The organism is Massilia sp. X63 (assembly GCF_041023745.1).
Classification (GTDB): Bacteria; Pseudomonadota; Gammaproteobacteria; order Burkholderiales; family Burkholderiaceae_D; genus Telluria.
Genome location: NZ_JBFTEF010000010.1, coordinates 82015 through 97985, shown reverse-complemented (window position 1 = coordinate 97985; position 15971 = coordinate 82015). Strand labels below are relative to the sequence as shown.

The 15971-nt window shown below is 65.8% G+C and carries 16 protein-coding genes and 1 tRNA gene; 12 read left to right on the top strand and 5 right to left on the bottom strand.

Annotation, left to right across the window (positions count from 1 at the left end; genetic code table 11):
* Nucleotides 1-129: 129 nt before the first annotated feature.
* The 3 genes from AB3347_RS18915 to AB3347_RS18905 form a co-directional block, all read right to left on the bottom strand.
* Complete coding sequence (locus AB3347_RS18915) at nt 130-1437, bottom strand: amidohydrolase family protein (RefSeq protein ID WP_369093254.1); 1308 nt, start codon at nt 1435-1437, stop codon at nt 130-132.
* A gap of 105 nt (nt 1438-1542) precedes the next feature.
* Nucleotides 1543-1923, bottom strand: coding sequence for a hypothetical protein (locus tag AB3347_RS18910; RefSeq protein ID WP_369093253.1), 381 nt, complete (start codon nt 1921-1923; stop codon nt 1543-1545).
* A gap of 7 nt (nt 1924-1930) precedes the next feature.
* Nucleotides 1931-2725, bottom strand: a complete 795-nt coding sequence (locus tag AB3347_RS18905; protein WP_369093252.1) for a 3-hydroxybutyrate dehydrogenase — start codon at nt 2723-2725, stop codon at nt 1931-1933.
* A gap of 148 nt (nt 2726-2873) precedes the next feature.
* Here AB3347_RS18905 and AB3347_RS18900 point away from each other — a divergent pair, with 148 nt between their 5' ends.
* From AB3347_RS18900 to AB3347_RS18870, 7 genes are all read left to right on the top strand, one after another.
* A complete protein-coding gene (locus tag AB3347_RS18900; protein WP_369093346.1) occupies nt 2874-3761 on the top strand; it encodes an alpha/beta fold hydrolase in 888 nt (295 codons plus the stop codon).
* A gap of 40 nt (nt 3762-3801) precedes the next feature.
* Nucleotides 3802-4152, top strand: coding sequence for a RidA family protein (locus AB3347_RS18895; protein ID WP_369093251.1), 351 nt, complete (start codon nt 3802-3804; stop codon nt 4150-4152).
* 9 nt (nt 4153-4161) lie between these two features.
* Nucleotides 4162-6414 (top strand): bifunctional (p)ppGpp synthetase/guanosine-3',5'-bis(diphosphate) 3'-pyrophosphohydrolase, encoded by a 2253-nt coding sequence (locus AB3347_RS18890; protein WP_369093250.1) that lies wholly within the window; start codon nt 4162-4164, stop codon nt 6412-6414.
* 104 nt (nt 6415-6518) lie between these two features.
* On the top strand, nt 6519-7325 hold the full coding sequence (locus AB3347_RS18885; RefSeq protein ID WP_369093249.1) for an MlaE family ABC transporter permease: 807 nt from the start codon (nt 6519-6521) through the stop codon (nt 7323-7325).
* 25 nt (nt 7326-7350) lie between these two features.
* The gene (locus AB3347_RS18880) at nt 7351-8283 is read left to right on the top strand and encodes an MlaD family protein (protein WP_369093248.1); all 933 of its coding nucleotides are present in this window, start codon (nt 7351-7353) and stop codon (nt 8281-8283) included.
* Complete coding sequence (locus AB3347_RS18875) at nt 8280-8906, top strand: hypothetical protein (protein WP_369093247.1); 627 nt, start codon at nt 8280-8282, stop codon at nt 8904-8906. Before AB3347_RS18880 ends, AB3347_RS18875 begins: the two co-directional genes overlap by 4 nt.
* A gap of 102 nt (nt 8907-9008) precedes the next feature.
* Nucleotides 9009-9959, top strand: a complete 951-nt coding sequence (locus AB3347_RS18870) for a diguanylate cyclase (RefSeq protein WP_369093246.1) — start codon at nt 9009-9011, stop codon at nt 9957-9959.
* On the opposite strand, the gene AB3347_RS18865 is transcribed toward AB3347_RS18870, so the two are convergent.
* Together AB3347_RS18865 and AB3347_RS18860 are read right to left on the bottom strand one after the other, a co-directional pair.
* Nucleotides 9935-10960 (bottom strand): NAD(P)/FAD-dependent oxidoreductase, encoded by a 1026-nt coding sequence (locus AB3347_RS18865; RefSeq protein WP_369093245.1) that lies wholly within the window; start codon nt 10958-10960, stop codon nt 9935-9937. The genes AB3347_RS18870 and AB3347_RS18865 overlap by 25 nt on opposite strands.
* Before the next feature lie 90 nt (nt 10961-11050).
* A complete protein-coding gene (locus tag AB3347_RS18860; RefSeq protein ID WP_369093345.1) occupies nt 11051-11980 on the bottom strand; it encodes a cation diffusion facilitator family transporter in 930 nt (309 codons plus the stop codon).
* A gap of 134 nt (nt 11981-12114) precedes the next feature.
* Between AB3347_RS18860 and AB3347_RS18855 the strand changes: the two genes are divergently transcribed.
* From AB3347_RS18855 to rplT, 5 genes are all read left to right on the top strand, one after another.
* Nucleotides 12115-12191, top strand: a tRNA-Val gene (locus AB3347_RS18855).
* Between the two features lie 231 nt (nt 12192-12422).
* On the top strand, nt 12423-14333 hold the full coding sequence (gene thrS / locus AB3347_RS18850) for a threonine--tRNA ligase (protein ID WP_369093244.1): 1911 nt from the start codon (nt 12423-12425) through the stop codon (nt 14331-14333).
* The gene (gene infC, locus AB3347_RS18845) at nt 14333-14893 is read left to right on the top strand and encodes a translation initiation factor IF-3 (protein WP_369093344.1); all 561 of its coding nucleotides are present in this window, start codon (nt 14333-14335) and stop codon (nt 14891-14893) included. The genes thrS and infC overlap by 1 nt, the downstream gene beginning before the upstream one ends.
* A gap of 376 nt (nt 14894-15269) precedes the next feature.
* Nucleotides 15270-15467 (top strand): 50S ribosomal protein L35, encoded by a 198-nt coding sequence (rpmI, locus tag AB3347_RS18840; protein ID WP_026354218.1) that lies wholly within the window; start codon nt 15270-15272, stop codon nt 15465-15467.
* A gap of 30 nt (nt 15468-15497) precedes the next feature.
* On the top strand, nt 15498-15857 hold the full coding sequence (gene rplT / locus AB3347_RS18835) for a 50S ribosomal protein L20 (RefSeq protein WP_027865360.1): 360 nt from the start codon (nt 15498-15500) through the stop codon (nt 15855-15857).
* The last annotated feature ends 114 nt before the right edge of the window (nt 15858-15971 follow it).

Below are 15971 nucleotides of genomic sequence, written 5' to 3'. Positions count from 1 at the left end.
AGAAGTTTATGGTGTTGCCATCATCGTGGAAGCCTGGCGCGGCATCTATTGTGGATATCCGCAGGCCTTATAACTTGTTATCCGATATGCCCATGCCTTATTCCGTGGTATTTCCGGAACGACTGTCGCTCACTGCGGTCGGAACACCAACCCGCCTTTCATCACGAAGCCTACCTTGGCGGCGGCCCCGATGTCGCGGGTCGGGTCGCCGTCCACCGCCACCACGTCGGCCAGCATGCCGGCCTTGAGCTGCCCCAGGTCCTTCCTGCCGAGTATGTCGGCGGCCACCACGGTGGCCGCGCGCATCGCCTCCAGCGGCGACATGCCCAGCTTGACCATCCATTCCAGCTCGCGCGCATTGGTCCCGTGCGCGAACACGCCGACGTCGCTGCCGTTGCCGATCGTGACCCCGATTCTGCGCGCCAGCGCGAAGGCGCGCTGCGCCTGCTGCATGGCCGGCGTGGGCGCACCGCCGCGCACGTGCTTCTGAAAGTACTCCCCGGTCGCTTCCGGCGCCGTCAGGGTCGGGATGTAGGCGGTGCCGCGCTCCTTCATCAGCTTGAACGTGGCTTCCGACGCGCCGTAGCCGTGCTCGATGGTGTCGGCGCCGGCCAGCACCGCCATGCGGATGGCGTCGTCGCTGCTGGCGTGCACCGCCACCTTGCGGCCGGTGACGTGGGTGGCGGCGACCATCGCCTTCATCTCGTCCATCGTGAAGGTCGGGCGCGCCGTGCCGTCGATGCCGGTGCGGTAGTCGCCGTAGATCTTGATCCAGTCCGCGCCGCGCGCCGACTGCTCGCGCACCGCCTTCGTGACCTCGTCGATGCCGGTGGCCGGCTGCGCGCCGTAGGGCAGCTCCATGTCGGGCCGGTAGCTCTTCTCGGCCGGGCCGTAGCTGTAGCTGGCCACGATGGCCTTCGTGGCGACCAGCAGGCGCGGTCCCGGCGCCACGCCCTCGTCGATGGCGCGCTTGATGCCGACGTCGGCGTAGCCGGCGCCCTCCGTGCCGAGGTCGCGCAGGGTGGTGAAGCCGGCCTGCAAGGTGGCGGCCGCATGGCGGCCGGCCAGCATGATGCGGTAGGCGACCGGTTCCTTGATGACCTGGTCGTCCCAGGTGGTCTCGTTGTAGGGATGTAGCAGCACGTGCGAGTGCAGGTCGATCATGCCGGGGATCAGGGTCTTGCCGGGCAACTGGATGCGTTCGACATCGGGCGGCAGCGTCATCCTCTCCTGCGGGCCGACGGCCTGGATGCGGCCCTGGGCCACCAGCACGCTCCAGCCCGTGTGTGGCGTGCCTTCGCCGGTCCAGACCCGGTCGGCCGTGATCAGGACCGGGCCGGGCGGCCCGGCCTGGGGGGCGGCCTGGGCTTGAACCTGGCCAAGGCCGGCGAGCGCCGTCGAGATGAAAAGGGCGAGCTGCGTGGCGCCGATCCGCATGGGTGTCTTCCTCTTGTCTTTATGGTTTGGAAAGACGCCATCATAACGGCGCCGATGTGCGTTGCCCTCCCTTGCGGGCAGCCGGGTAAAAGGGCCGCCCGGGCCTCAGCCCTGCAGGTCTCCCAGCGACTGCTCGACCCCGCGCTGCAGGTCGCGCAGGAAGGCGCCGCCCTGGTCGGACAGGGCAATGCTGGGCGCGGCCAGCTCGACCAGGCACACCAGGGTCTGGCGGAACCATTCCATGTCGGTGCCCATGAGGGGCAGGGCGTGGGCGTCGATCAGGTAGTAGACCGCGCGCGTCAGGAGGTTGGGGTCGCGCCCGGCGCGGGCGATGCCGGGCGCGAAGTCGAGCACTTCGCGCTGGAAGCGGTCGGCCAGGGTCTCGAGGATGTCGTTCGAGACCTGCGGCTGGCCGGCGGCGAGCACCACCCGGGCCAGGTCCAGGCAGGCGTTCTGGAGTTCCTGTTCGTCGAGGCGCTCGCTCATGACGGCCTTATTGCGCGGCCCAGCCGCCGTCCATGTTCCAGGCCACGCCGCGCACCTGGTCGCCGGCCGGCGAGCAGAAGAACACGGCCAGCGCGCCCAGTTCCTCCGGCGTGACGAATTCGCCGGAAGGCTGCTTTTCGCTCAGCAGGGCCTTCTTGGCCTGCTCGTTGCTGATGCCGTCGCGCGCGGCGCGGTCGTCCACCTGCTTCTGCACCAGCGGGGTCAGGACCCAGCCCGGGCAGATCGCGTTGCAGGTCACGCCGGTGTGGGCGTTTTCCAGCGCCGTCACCTTGGTGAAGCCGACCAGGCCGTGCTTGGCCGCGACATAGGCCGACTTGCCGCTTGACCCCACCAGGCCGTGCACCGAGGCCAGGTTGATGATGCGGCCCCAGTTCTTCTGCTGCATGCCGGGCAAGGCCAGGCGGGTCGTGTGGAAGGCCGAGGTCAGGTTGATCGCGATGATCGCGTCCCACTTCTCCGGCGGGAACGCGTCCACGGTGGCCACGTGCTGGATGCCGGCATTGTTGACCAGGATGTCGACACCGCCGAACTTCTCGGCAGCGAATTTCATCATTGCCTCGATCTCGGCCGGCTTGCTCATGTCGGCGTTGTGGTAGGCCGTCTGCACGCCGAATTCGCTGCCGGTGTCGGTGTAGAGCTTCTCGATCTGCTGGGCGTCGCCGAAGCCGTTGAACACGATGTTGGCGCCCTGTTCCGCCAGCGAGCGGGCTATCCCCAGGCCGATGCCCGAGGTCGAACCGGTCACGAGTGCTGTTTTACCGCTGAGCATACTGGATTTCATTGCGTCCTCTAGTTTGGTGGTAATCGGGTTGCTTCCTCAGAATTGGTAGAATTCTAATCGCAACGCCCGTTAGAATGGAAAAAGCGTGGTGCATTGCGCAAGAAGAAAAGACAATATTGCCATGACGGAGCGGGAGTGGGGGGAGAATATGGGCGAAGCCAGATTGAAAAGCGTGCAGTGCAGTTCGCCCGCCGGCCTGCACCGCGTGGCCTACAAGGAGTGGGGCGACCCGCTCAATCCGAAGGTGCTGGTGTGCGTGCACGGCGTCACCCGCGTGGCCGACGATTTCGACGGTCTGGCGCGCGCCCTGTGCGACGAGTACCGCGTGGTGTGCCCGGACGTGGTCGGGCGCGGCCGGTCCGGCCGGCTGCGCGATCCGCAGTACTACACGGTGCCGCAGTACGTGGCCGACATGGTCACGCTGATCGCGCGCGCCACCGCCGCCGACGACAGCAACGCCGGCGTGCACTGGTTCGGCACCTCGATGGGCGGCCTGATCGGCATGATGCTGGCCTCGCTCGAGGACACGCCGGTGCGCAAGCTGGTGCTCAACGATATCGGCCCGGTGCTCGACCAGGGCGCGCTCGCCCGCATCGGCGAATACATCGGCCAGGATATCCGCTTCCCCGACTTCGATACCGGCGCGGCCTATGTCAAGGCGGTGTCGATGTCCTTCGGACCGCACACCGAGGAAGAATGGTTCAAGCTGGCAAGCGACGTGCTGCGCCCGGACGGGCAAGGCCAGTGGGTGCGCCACTACGACCTCGGGCTGGCCGAGCCCTTCCGCGCCATCACGCCGCAGCAGATCGCGGGCGACGAGGCGATGCTGTGGGCGGCCTGGGACGCGATCCGCTGCCCGACCCTGCTGGTGCGCGGCGAGCAGTCCGACCTGCTGTCGCGCGCCACCGCGCTGGAAATGTGCGCGCGCGGACCGAAACCGCGGCTGGTGGAAATCCCGGGCGTGGGCCATGCGCCCACCTTCGTCCGTGCCGACCAGATCGCGATCGCACGAGAATTTTTAGTCGGCGGGACCTGATTTTTCCATCATGTCCCGTCACGTTTTATAGAAAGTAGCCATGGAAATCAAACGACACCACGTTGGCAAGCGCCTCTCCGAAATCGCCATCCACAACGATACCGTCTACCTGGCCGGCCAGATCGCCGAAGACACCACCCAGGGTATCGAAGGCCAGATGCGCGAGGTGCTGGGCCACGTCGACCGCCTGCTCAACGAAGCCGGCAGCGACAAGTCCTGCATCCTGATGTGCCAGATCTTCATCTCCGACATGGCGCATTTCGCCGGCATGAACAGCGTCTGGGACGAGTGGGTGCCCCAGGGCCACACCCCGCCGCGCGCTACCGTGGAAGCCAAGCTGGCCAACCCCGCATGCCTGGTCGAGGTCTGCGTCACCGCGGCACTGCGCTAGTCGACATACATGGTATCAACCGCTTTACTGGGTGACGCCAGCACCCAGCTGGTCCACGGACTCAGCGTGGAAGACGGCGCGCGGGTCCGGGCCGCGCTCGATTACGCCGGCAGCGCCTACGGCGAGCGCATCGCCGCCACCGGACAGAACGCGTTCGAGTTCTCGCTCGCCGTGGCCGGCACGCTGTCCTACCTGCGCACCGACGCCGAGACCCGCATCGCCGGCCTGCTGTTCGAGCTGGCGATGGTAGACCCGCAGGTGGCCGGCTCGCTCGAGGAAGGCTTCGGCAAGGAAGTCTCCGACCTGGTGCAGGGCGTGTACCAGCTGGTCAAGCTGCGCGACCTCACGGCCGGCAAGGAACACCTCGCAGGCGCGAAGACTGCGGGAAAAAACGCCGCCCAGCAGGCCGCGGCCCAGGTCGAGACCCTGCGCAAGATGCTGCTGGCGATGGCCTCCGACATGCGCGTGGTGCTGATGCGCCTGGCTTCCTGCGCCGCCACCCTGCGCTGGTTCGCCGAGCAGAAGCGCTTCGACGAGGTCACCCGCGCCTACGGACGCGAGGTGCTCGACTTCTATGCGCCGCTGGCCAACCGGCTCGGCATCTGGCAGCTCAAGTGGGAGCTGGAAGACCTGTCCTTCCGCTTCATCGAACCGGATACCTACAAGCAGATCGCCAGGATGCTCGAAGAGAAGCGCATGCAGCGCGAAGGCTTCGTCGAGGCATCGATCGAGCGCCTGCAGTCCGAGCTGCACGACGCCGGCATCAAGGCCGAGGTCTCGGGGCGGCCGAAGCACATCTACAGCATCTGGAAGAAGATGCGCGGCAAGGAGCTGGACTTCAGCTCGCTGTACGACGTGCGCGCCTTCCGCGTGATCGTCCCCGACGTCAAGACCTGCTACACGGTGCTCGGCATCGTGCACAACATCTGGACCCCGATCCCGAAGGAATTCGACGACTACATCTCGCGCCCGAAGCCGAACGGCTACCAGTCGCTGCACACGGTCGTCACCGCCGAGGACGGACGGCCGCTGGAAGTGCAGATCCGCACCCAGGAGATGCACAACTTCGCCGAGTACGGCGTCGCCGCGCACTGGCGCTACAAGGAAGAAGGCGGCTCGAATTTCAAGAGCCAGAAGTACGACGAGAAGATCGCCTGGCTGCGCCAGCTGCTGGCCTGGAAGAGCGACGTGGCCGGCGTGGTCGCCGGCCAGGAAGACCTGCAGAAGGAATGGGTCGAGAAGCTCAAGGCCACCACCCTGGACGACCGCATCTTCGTGCTGACGCCGCAGGCGCGCGTGCTGGAACTGCCGCAGGGCGCCACGCCGATCGACTTCGCCTACCACCTGCACAGCGAGGTCGGGCACCGCTGCCGCGGCGCCAAGATCGACGGCGTGATGGTGCCGCTGAATACGCCGCTGAAAAACGGGCAGACCTGCGAGATCATCACCGCCAAGGGACCGGTCGGCAGCCAGGGTCCGTCGCGCGACTGGCTCAGCCCCGGCTACACGGTCAGCAGCCGGACCCGCTCGAAGATCCGGGCCTGGTTCCACGCGCAGGAACAGGCCGAGACCCTGGCGCAGGGGCGCGCGCTGGTCGAAAAATCGCTGCAGCGCGAGGGCAAGACCGCGGTCAACCTGGAAGCGCTGGCGCAGAAGCTGGGCTTCCCCAAGGTGGACGAGCTGTTCATCCAGGTCGGCAAGGAGAAGTTCAGCCTGCGCCACGTGGAAGCGGCCCTGCACGACACGCCCGAGGCCGCGCCCCAGGTCGACGAGGCGGTGGTCAACAAGAGCCGCGCCTCGAGCGTGGAGCAGGGCGCCAAGTCGGGCGTGCTGGTGGTCGGCACCGAGGGCCTGATGACGATGCTGGCCAAGTGCTGCAAGCCGGCGCCGCCGGATCCGATCTGCGGCTTCGTCACGCGCGGCAAGGGCGTCTCGATCCACCGCCTGAGCTGCAAGAACTTCGCCGAGATGCGCGCCAAGGCGCCCGAGCGGGTGATCCAGACCGAATGGGGCGCGGCCGGGCTGGAGACCGTGTATCCGGTCGACCTGTTCATCCTGTCGATGGACCGCCAGGGCCTGCTGCGCGATATCTCGGACGTGTTCATGCGCGAGAAGATCAATGTGATCGGGGTGAATACCCAGAGCAGCAAGGGGCAGGCGCGCATGGTGTTCACGGCCGAGATCGGGTCGACCGGGCAGCTGCAGAAGGCGCTGGCGGCGATCGCGGAGGTGAAGGGGGTGATGGAGGCGCGGCGGCAGTGACGCGCGTGGGCGGCATCCGACATTGGTTCGCAGAGCAAGCACGACAGTATCAATTTGATACAAAAACCGGGCACAAGCACAAAAATTTGTATCATATCGACACCATGCGCCGAACCCTCAACCTCTACGCCCGCCCCAGCCTGTGGGGCCTTGCCGTCGTGCGCTACCTGCGCAGCTGGTGGTACATGGTGCACCTGGGCGCGGTGGCGCTGGTGATGGCGCTGTCGCCGTCGACCTACAACCGCGGCAACCGGCTGGCGGCGGCGCGCCACATCTACGCCAGCACCTGGCAGGTGCTGCCCGGATTCTCGCTGGCCTCGACGCTGATCAGCCTGGTCATCATCCGCATCGTGCTGGTCACCGCCAAGAGCTACGGGCTGTCGCACTTCGCGCTCGAGATGGTGGTGCGGGTGCTGGTGCTGGAACTGATTCCGCTGTCGGCCGCGATGTTCGTCGCCCTGCGCGCCAGCATGGCCTTCGACGCCTCGGCCCTGGGCCTGGCGCGCGCCGGCCTGTCGCCGCAGGCCGCCAACGACGAAGCCCTGCGCCGCCTGCGGCGCGACATGGTGCCGCAACTGCTGGCGAATTCCGTGGCGGTGACCAGCCTGGCCATGGTCACCAGCACCATCGTGCTGGTGCTGGCCTACCTGAACGTGTACGGCCTGCTGCCCTGGGGGATCGCGGACTATACCCGTACCGTCGGCCGCGTGTTCTCGCCCACGGTGACGATCGGCTTCGTGCTCAAGACCGTCTTCTTCGGCCTGGCCGTGGCCCTGATTCCGACCGCCGCCATCCTCGAGCTGCAGCGCTATCCGCGCCGCGTCAACTCCACCGTGCAGCCGGGCGCGCTGCGCCTGCTGTTCGTGCTCCTGGTGATCGAGGCCGCCTCGCTCGCCCTCAAGTACATCTGAACCCAAACAACAAGAACAGGACACCATGACCGAAGCTTTGCCGGACGAACCGAAACATGTCGAACTCAAGGCGATGATCCTGCTGGTGGCGATCGGCATCCTGGTCGCCGCCTTTTTCGGCTACGTGATGCACGCGCGCGGCGTGTTCGAGCCGACCCAACGCCTGATCCTCGAGACCGACGATTCGTCCGGCGTCATCCCCGGCATGGACATGAGCTTCGCCGGCTTCCCGATCGGGCGCGTCAGCCAGGTCGAACTGTCCCCGGAAGGCAAGGTGCGCATCCTGGTCGACGTGCAGAGCAAGGACGCCAAGTGGCTGCGCACCTCGAGCGTGTTCACGCTGGAGTCGAGCATCGTCGGCGAGACCCGGCTGCGCGCCTTCACCGGCCTGCTGAACGACCCGCCGCTCCCCGCCGGCGCCACGCGCCAGGTGTTGCGCGGCGACGCCACCGCCGAGATCCCGCGCATCGTCGCCACCGCCCGGGCGCTGCTGGAGAACCTGGAAACGATGACGGCCAACGATTCCGACATCAACGCCAGCCTGGCCAACATCAATGCCGTCACAGGCCGCATGAACGGTCCCGGCGGCGTGCTGGGCGGGGTGATGGGCGGCGATGCCGAGGCGCGCAGGCTGCGCGAGGCGCTCGACCGCATCAATTCCCTGCTCGGCAAGACCGAGCAGCGCGTCTATGGCAAGGACGGCGTCATGGACGACACCCAGGCCGCGATCCGCCAGCTGCACGTGGTGCTGCAGGACGCCAGCACCACGCTCAAGAAGGCCGACGCGGTGCTGGTCGAGGCCCAGGCCGTGGGCAAGAACGCGCGCATGGCCACCGAGGACCTGGGCGCGCTGCGCGCCGAGGTCGACGCCAGCCTGCGCAAGGTGAACCGCCTGGTCGACGAGATCAACCGCAAGTGGCCGTTCGCCCGCAAGAACGAGGAGATCAAGCTGCCATGAGAATTCTGAGCCTGGTTGCGCTGCTGGCCCTGTCCGCCTGCGCCAGCAAACCCCTGCCGCCCGACTGGCAGCTTGATGCCAAGGGCGCCCTCGACGGCTCGGTCGAGGACTACCTGAAGGGCCGCAGCGCCGCGGCCGCCGCCGAATTCCGCAGCGCGCGCAGCGCCACCACCAGCACCGGCCGGGCCGACTACGTGGCCCAGGTCGAGCTGGTGCGCTGCGCGGCCCAAGTGGCCAGCCTCGATTTCGACGACTGCCCCGGCTACGCCGCGCTGGCCCCTGATGCGACGCCGGAACAGCGCGCCTACGCCGACTACCTGTACGGTCGCTGGCAGGGCCTGAATGCGACGCTCCTGCCCGAGCAGCACCGTCCCGTGCTCGCCACGGGGCAGGTGGCGGCCGTGGCCGATCCGCTGGCGCGCCTGGTGGCGGCCGGGGCGGCCTTCAAGGCCGGGCGCATCACGCCCGACGGCATTACGCAGGCGATCGACACCGCCTCCAGCCAGGGCTGGCGCCGTCCGCTGCTGGCCTGGCTGGGCGTGCAGGCGCAGCGCGCCGAAGCCGCCGGCGATGCACAGGAAGTGCAGCGCATCCGGCGCCGGATCGCGCTGGCGTCGGGCTGAACCGGAAGTGAGCCGGGGCCGGCCGGAATAAACAGCGTCTTCCTCGGCCCAAGCGATAGTTTCCGGTGCACAATGCAAGTGTATCCACTACGCATACGCGCCATGACTGCTCCCGTCTCCGCGCCGGTCGCCTGCGACGATCCCGGCGTTTATCGCACCCTGCTCGAGTCGACCAAGGCCATCCCCTGGCGCATCGACTGGGCCACCATGCGCTTTACCTACATCGGGCCGCAGATCGAGGCGCTGCTCGGCTGGAGCCCGGCCAGCTGGCAGACGGTGCACGACTGGGCCGACCGCATCCATGTCGATGACCGCGAGAAGACCGTCAACTTCTGCGTGGCCCAGTCGCAGGCGGGGGCGGACCACGAGGCCGACTACCGGGCATTGCGGCCGGACGGGGATGTCGTCTGGATCCGCGACGTCGTGCACGTGCTGCGGCGCCAGGACGGCAGCGTCGAGGCGCTGGTCGGCTTCATGTTCGACATCACCGAGCGCAAGCAGGCCGAGGACAAGATCCTGCAGCTGCAGCGCGAACTCGAAGTACTGTCTTACCGCGACAGCCTGACCGGCGTAGCCAACCGGCGCATGTTCGACACCCTGTATCCGGTCGAATGGGCCAAGGCGCGCGCCACCGGCGCACCCCTGTCGGTGCTGATGGTCGACATCGACTACTTCAAGCAGTACAACGACCACTACGGCCACATGCAGGGCGACGAGTGCCTGCGCGAGGTGGCGGCGGCGCTCGATGCGGGCGCCTCGCGCACGCGCGACCTGTGTGCGCGGCTCGGCGGCGAGGAGTTCGTCCTGCTGCTGCCGGCCACCGACGCCGAATCGGCGCGCACCGTGGCGGAACGCTGCCGCAAGCTGCTGGCGCAAAAGAAGTTGCCGCATGCGCGCTCGGGCGTGGGGCGGCTGGTCACGGTGAGTATCGGTGCAGGGACGATCGTGCCCGGCTTCAAGGACGATCCGGCGGTGTTCCTGGACCGGATCGACCGCCGCCTGTACCAGGCCAAGTCGGCCGGGCGCGATCAGGTCTGCGACACTGAGACTTGACCCTGCGAGACTGCACCCTGCGAGTCTTGACCCTGTGAGGCCTGGCGCGCCGCGGCTTGATCGGGCGCGGTCCGCAGCGCCCATGGCAGCATGTTGTGGATGGTGGTCGCCGCCAGCGCCGCCTGGCCGGTCGCCACGGCGATCTGGTTCAGCCCGCGGGTGACGTCGCCGACCGCGAACAGGCCCGGCACCGTGGTGCGGCAATGGTCGTCCACCAGCAGCTTGCGGCACTCCACTGTTTCCGCGCCCAGGGAGCTGGCCAGGTCGGAGCGCGCGTTTTCGCCCAGCATCGGGTAGAACACGTCGCAGCGGTAGTCTTCGCCGTCCCGCGTGTGCAGGATCGGTTTCATGTCTTCGCTCATGGTCACGCCGGCCAGCGGCGAATCGATGTAGCGCACATTGGCGGCCGCCAGGCGCTGGCGGTCCTCGTCGTTGAGCGTCGGTTCGGGGCCGCGCTCGAACAGCAGCACGTCGGTGCTGAAGGTGCGCATGAACAGGGCGTGGCCGACCGGGTTGGCCTCGGAAGTGACCACGCCGATGCGCTTGTCGATCACGTCCCAGCCGTCGCACACCGGGCACAGGCGCACGGCGCCGCAGCGCACCGCCTCGTCCCAGCGTTCGACCGGCATGCCGGCGTCGGCCACGCCGCTGGCCAGCAGCACGGTGAGGGCACGGATCTGGCAGGGCGCGGCGTCGCCGGCCGGGGCATAGTCGGCCACGAAGACGCCGTCCTCCAGGCGCAGGTCGAGGATTTCGCCGGGCATCACGCTGCCGCCGTAGTTGGCGAGCTGGGCGCGCAGGTTCTCGAGGAGCTGCATGCCGTTGATGCCTTCCGGGAAGCCCGGGTAATTGTGCGAGACCGGAATCCAGGACAGGCGGCTATTGCCCTTGTCGACCAGGGCGACATGGCGGGTGAAGCGGCGCAGGTAGACCGCGGCCGTGAGTCCGGCCGGGCCGCCGCCGATGATCAGGGTGTCGAATACTGTGCGGGAGCAATCCATGGGAGGGATTATGCTGGCCGCGCAGGCCCGCGCGTATCGGCGTGCCGGCCTGCCGCAGGTAAGAACGGGCTTACAAGAAGGCTGCGCTGGCTACAGCGACTTGCCGCCGGCCGCTTCCGGCTGCAGGGTCACGTGGTCGATGCCGTGCTTTTCGCGCAGCATCGCGCGCACCTCGTCCAGCACGGCCGGCCAGCGTTCCAGGCTGGCGATTTCGAGGTGGCCGATCAGGGCAGGGTGGCCCGGCGACATGTCCCATACGTGCAGGTCGTGCACGTCGAGCACGCCCTCGACCGCCTTCAGGTCGGCGCCCACCACCATGTAGTCGATCTCGTGCGGCACGCCCTCCATCAGGAAATGGTAGGACTCGCGCAGGATGCCGCTGGTCGAGCGCAGGATCAGCAGCGCCACGAAGATCGACAGGATCGGGTCGACCCGCACCCAGCCGGTGAAGTAGATGATGGCGCCGGAGGCGATCGCCGCGATCGAGCCGAGCAGGTCGCCCATCACGTTGATGAGTGCGGCGCGGGTGTTGATGCTGTGGTTGTCGCGCGACAGGATCCAGGCCACCAGCAGGTTGATCGAGGCGCCGATGGCGGCCACCACCAGCACCACGCCGCCCTGCACGTCTTCCGGATGCAGTAGGCGCTGCACCGCTTCCCAGGCGATCCAGGCCACCAGCGCCAGCATCGCCAGGCTGTTGACGAACGCGGCCAGCGCTTCGGCGCGCACGAAGCCGAACGAATGGCGGCTCGACGGCGGGCGCTTGGCAATGGCCTGGGCCAGCAGCGCCAGGCCGAGGGCGGCGGCGTCGGTGACCATGTGGCCGGCGTCCGAGATCAGGGCCAGCGAGTTCGACATGAAGCCGGTGAAGACTTCGATGACGGCGAACAGCATGGTCAGGCCGAGCGCCATCGCCAGCGCCGCCTGGCTGCGCCCCTCGATCACGTGGGTATGGCTGGCGTCGCCGTCGAGGTGGGCGTGCAGGTGCTCGGAAGAGGGTTCGGCTTGCTTGGTAGGCATCATGTGGCATGGCGATTTATACAAGCTTCCAGTGTAAAGCAAAGCCTTGCCGGAGGCGCTGGCAGGCTCGCCAGGAAACTTTTTCTGTGACAAGCCTTGCTTAAGGCGGGCGCGCTCCCTATAATGGCGGCATCGGGCGGTTAGTTCAGCTGGTTAGAATACTTGGTCGACATCCAAGGGGTCGCAGATTCGAATTCTGCACCGCCCACCAGAACACTCAGTAAGATTTGGTAAGAGCGAGAAAGGCATCGACGGTTATGACACCGCGAACTACGACTATGTTGTGGGGGAATCGCTAGACGCGGTACGGTGGTCTTTTGTCCAAAGAAGCTCGACAACACTGAAGAAAACGCGCCTGGAGCGCGTTTTTTTTCGTCCAGATCGTCCGGCTTTCAATATTTTCAACATTTCACGGCGCGCTGCGCCACATTGGAGAACAGCAATGCTCAACGTTCGACTTCCAGATGGCTCCAGCCGCCAGTTCGACGGCCCTGTCACCGTCGCCCAAGTGGCCCAGAACATCGCGCCGAGCCTGGCCAAGGCTGCGCTGGCGGGCAAGGTCAACGGCAGGGTCGTCGATACTTCCTTCCTGATCGAGGAGGACGCCGACCTGGCGATCGTCACCGACCGCGATCCGGACGGCCTCGAGGTCATCCGCCACTCGACCGCCCACCTGCTGGCCCATGCCGTCAAGGAGTTGTTCCCGGAAGCCCAGGTCACCATCGGCCCGGTGATCGAGAACGGTTTCTACTACGACTTCTCGTACAAGCGCCCGTTCACCCCGGATGACCTGGCGGCGATCGAGAAGAAGATGGCGGAACTGGCCAAGAAGGACCAGCCGGTCACCCGCAAGGTGCTGCCGCGCGACGAGGCGGTCAGCTACTTCAAGTCGATCGGCGAAGACTACAAGGCCGAGATCATCGCCTCGATTCCGGCGGGCGAGGACGTGTCGCTGTACGAGCAGGGCGGTTTCACCGACCTGTGCCGCGGCCCGCACGTGCCATCGACCGGCAAGCTGAAGGTCTTCAAGCTGATGAAGCTGGCGGGCGCCTACTGGCGCGGCGACTCCAAGAACGAGATGCTGCAGCGCGTGTATGGCACCGCCTGGACCAGGAAGGAAGACCAGGAGCAGTACCTGCACATGCTGGAGGAAGCCGAAAAGCGCGACCACCGGAAAATCGGCAAGCAGCTGGACTTCTTCCACTTCCAGGACGAGGCCCCGGGCCTGATCTTCTGGCACCCGAAGGGCTGGACCATCTGGCAGCAGGTCGAGCAGTACATGCGCAAGACTTACCAGACCACCGGCTACAACGAAGTCAAGGCGCCGCAGATCATCGACGTCACCCTGTGGCAGAAAACCGGCCACTGGGACAACTATCGTGAAAACATGTTCACGACCGAGTCCGAGAACCGCACCTACGCCCTGAAGCCGATGAACTGCCCGGGCCACGTGCAGATCTATAACGCCGGCCTGCGCTCCTACCGCGACCTGCCGCTGCGCTACGGCGAGTTCGGCCAGTGCCACCGCAACGAGTCCTCGGGCGCGCTGCATGGCCTGATGCGCGTGCGCGGCTTCACCCAGGACGACGGCCACGTGTTCTGCACCGAAGAGCAGATTGCGCCGGAAGTGGTCGCCTTCCACGCCCAGGCGATGAAGGTGTACGAGGACTTCGGCTTCGAGAACATCGACGTCAAGATCGCCCTGCGTCCGGAAAACCGTATCGGTTCAGACGAGGTGTGGGACCAGGCCGAAGAGGCGCTGCGTTCGGCGCTGCGCGGCTGCGGCGTGGAATGGACCGAGCTGCCGGGCGAGGGCGCCTTCTACGGCCCGAAGATCGAGTACCACCTGAAGGACAGCCTGGGCCGCCCATGGCAGGTCGGCACCATGCAGGTCGACTTCTCGATGCCGGGCCGCCTCGGTGCGGAATATGTTGCAGAAGACAACACCCGCAAGGTGCCGGTCATGCTGCACCGCGCGATCGTCGGCTCGATGGAGCGCTTCATCGGCATCCTGATCGAGAACTACGCCGGTGCGCTGCCGCTGTGGCTGGCGCCGGTGCAGGTGGCGGTCTTGAATATCTCGGATGCGCAGGCAGATTATGTGAAGCAGGTCGAAGCCAAGCTGCGCGCGGCCGGCATCCGTGTTCACGCTGATTTGCGGAACGAGAAGATTACTTATAAAATTCGCGAGCATTCTGTCCAAAAACTGCCGTACATTCTGGTTGTTGGCGATAAAGAACGTGAAGCAAACACCGTGGCCGTGCGTGCCCGCGGCAATGTCGATCTCGGCGTGATGCCGGTCGACGCGCTCGTGGAGCGCCTGGTTGGCGAAGTTGCCGCCAAGGCGAAATAATACCGCCGGTCTACTTTCATACTTTCAAAGGAAACGACATAGCTACTGACAAACAGCATCGCATCAACGGCGAGATCACCCATCCCGAAATGCGCCTGAACGGTGTGGATAACGAACCACTGGGCATCGTGAGCCTGGCGGAAGCGTTCCGCATGGCCGAGGAAAAGAACGTCGACCTGGTCGAGATCGCGCCGAACGCGGTCCCGCCGGTCTGCCGCCTGATGGACTACGGCAAGTTCAAGTACTCCGAGCAGAAGAAGGCGCACGAAGCCAAGCTGAAGCAGAAGATCATCCAGGTCAAGGAAGTCAAGTTCCGTCCGGGTACCGATGAAGGCGACTACAGCATCAAGCTGCGCAACCTCATCAAGTTCCTGGAAGAGGGCGACAAGACCAAGATCACGCTGCGCTTCCGCGGCCGTGAAATGGCGCACCAGGACATCGGCATGCGCATGCTCGAGCGCCTGCGCGGCGACCTGGAAGAATTTGGCCAGGTCGAGCAGTTCCCGAAGCTCGAGGGGCGCCAGATGATCATGGTGGTTGCGCCGAAGAAAAAGAAGTAATCCCCAGGGATACTTCGCCGACGTCAGATTGGCCGGCCGGGTCCGGGCTCCAGCGCAAGCTGGGCCTGGGCCCGGCCTTTGTTCGTTTGTACGGCTCGCGTCGGTCCGTGCAAGCGCGTCGTTCCGGCGCAGGCCGGAACGCGGGCTTCGAAGCCGCGCCGCCGGTGATGTGGGTGTGCAGCAAAACCCGCGGCAAGCTTGGGCCATTTCGGCAGAAACTGTGCTATCATCTGCGGTTCCTGTTTTTAACAAGCAGGTTGTAGTCGGCAGGTAGTGGCGTCGGCTGCAAGACAAGTGAAAGCAGGCATCCAAGAGCAGCGTTGCCGCCACCTGCAATCCTGTCGTATAGAGGCTGTCCGTAACAGGGCAGAATACTATGCCAAAAATGAAAACCAAAAGCTCCGCGAAGAAGCGTTTTCGCGTGCGTCCGGGTGGTACCGTCAAGTCGGGTATGGCGTTCAAGCGTCACATCCTGACCAAGAAGACCACCAAGAACAAGCGTCAACTGCGCGGCACCCGTAACATCAATGCGTCGGACGTCACCAGCGTCTACCGCATGATGCCTTCCGCTTAATCTCACTAATCATCTACAAAGGGAGCTAATATGCCTCGAGTAAAACGTGGGGTTACTGCACGTGCCCGTCACAAGAAGGTCCTTGAACTTGCCAAAGGCTACCGTGGTCGCCGCAGCAAGGTATTCCGTATTGCCAAGCAAGCAGTCATGCGTGCTGGCCAGTACGCATACCGCGACCGCCGCAACAAGAAGCGCGTCTTCCGCGCACTGTGGATCACCCGTATCAACGCGGCATCGCGTTCGCACGGCATGACCTACAGCGCCTTCATGAACGGCCTGAAGAAGTCCGGGATTGAACTGGACCGTAAAGTCCTGGCCGACATGGCAGTGCACGACAAGCCGGCATTTGCCGCGATTGTCACCGCCGCCAAGGCCAAGCTGGCTGCCTAATCAGTCAGTTAGCTAGCAAGACCAGCGCCGGACTTTCGGGTCTGGTGCAAAAAGAGCGGGGCACGGTTGAACAACCTGTGCCCCGTTTTTGATTGTGGCTCCTGCCACCACCCA

What these genes read in the sequence shown, in the direction of transcription:
- AB3347_RS18915 (WP_369093254.1), bottom strand. Translation starts at nt 1,437, where the DNA reads ATGCGGATCGGCGCCACGCAGCTCGCCCTTTTCATCTCGACGGCGCTC.
- AB3347_RS18875 (WP_369093247.1), top strand. Translation starts at nt 8,280, where the DNA reads ATGAGAATTCTGAGCCTGGTTGCGCTGCTGGCCCTGTCCGCCTGCGCC.
- AB3347_RS18880 (WP_369093248.1), top strand. Translation starts at nt 7,351, where the DNA reads ATGACCGAAGCTTTGCCGGACGAACCGAAACATGTCGAACTCAAGGCG.
- AB3347_RS18860 (WP_369093345.1), bottom strand. Translation starts at nt 11,980, where the DNA reads ATGCCTACCAAGCAAGCCGAACCCTCTTCCGAGCACCTGCACGCCCAC.
- thrS (WP_369093244.1), top strand. Translation starts at nt 12,423, where the DNA reads ATGCTCAACGTTCGACTTCCAGATGGCTCCAGCCGCCAGTTCGACGGC.
- AB3347_RS18865 (WP_369093245.1), bottom strand. Translation starts at nt 10,960, where the DNA reads ATGGATTGCTCCCGCACAGTATTCGACACCCTGATCATCGGCGGCGGC.
- AB3347_RS18895 (WP_369093251.1), top strand. Translation starts at nt 3,802, where the DNA reads ATGGAAATCAAACGACACCACGTTGGCAAGCGCCTCTCCGAAATCGCC.
- AB3347_RS18870 (WP_369093246.1), top strand. Translation starts at nt 9,009, where the DNA reads ATGACTGCTCCCGTCTCCGCGCCGGTCGCCTGCGACGATCCCGGCGTT.
- AB3347_RS18890 (WP_369093250.1), top strand. Translation starts at nt 4,162, where the DNA reads ATGGTATCAACCGCTTTACTGGGTGACGCCAGCACCCAGCTGGTCCAC.
- AB3347_RS18905 (WP_369093252.1), bottom strand. Translation starts at nt 2,725, where the DNA reads ATGAAATCCAGTATGCTCAGCGGTAAAACAGCACTCGTGACCGGTTCG.
- rplT (WP_027865360.1), top strand. Translation starts at nt 15,498, where the DNA reads ATGCCTCGAGTAAAACGTGGGGTTACTGCACGTGCCCGTCACAAGAAG.
- AB3347_RS18910 (WP_369093253.1), bottom strand. Translation starts at nt 1,923, where the DNA reads ATGAGCGAGCGCCTCGACGAACAGGAACTCCAGAACGCCTGCCTGGAC.
- AB3347_RS18885 (WP_369093249.1), top strand. Translation starts at nt 6,519, where the DNA reads ATGCGCCGAACCCTCAACCTCTACGCCCGCCCCAGCCTGTGGGGCCTT.
- rpmI (WP_026354218.1), top strand. Translation starts at nt 15,270, where the DNA reads ATGCCAAAAATGAAAACCAAAAGCTCCGCGAAGAAGCGTTTTCGCGTG.
- AB3347_RS18900 (WP_369093346.1), top strand. Translation starts at nt 2,874, where the DNA reads ATGGGCGAAGCCAGATTGAAAAGCGTGCAGTGCAGTTCGCCCGCCGGC.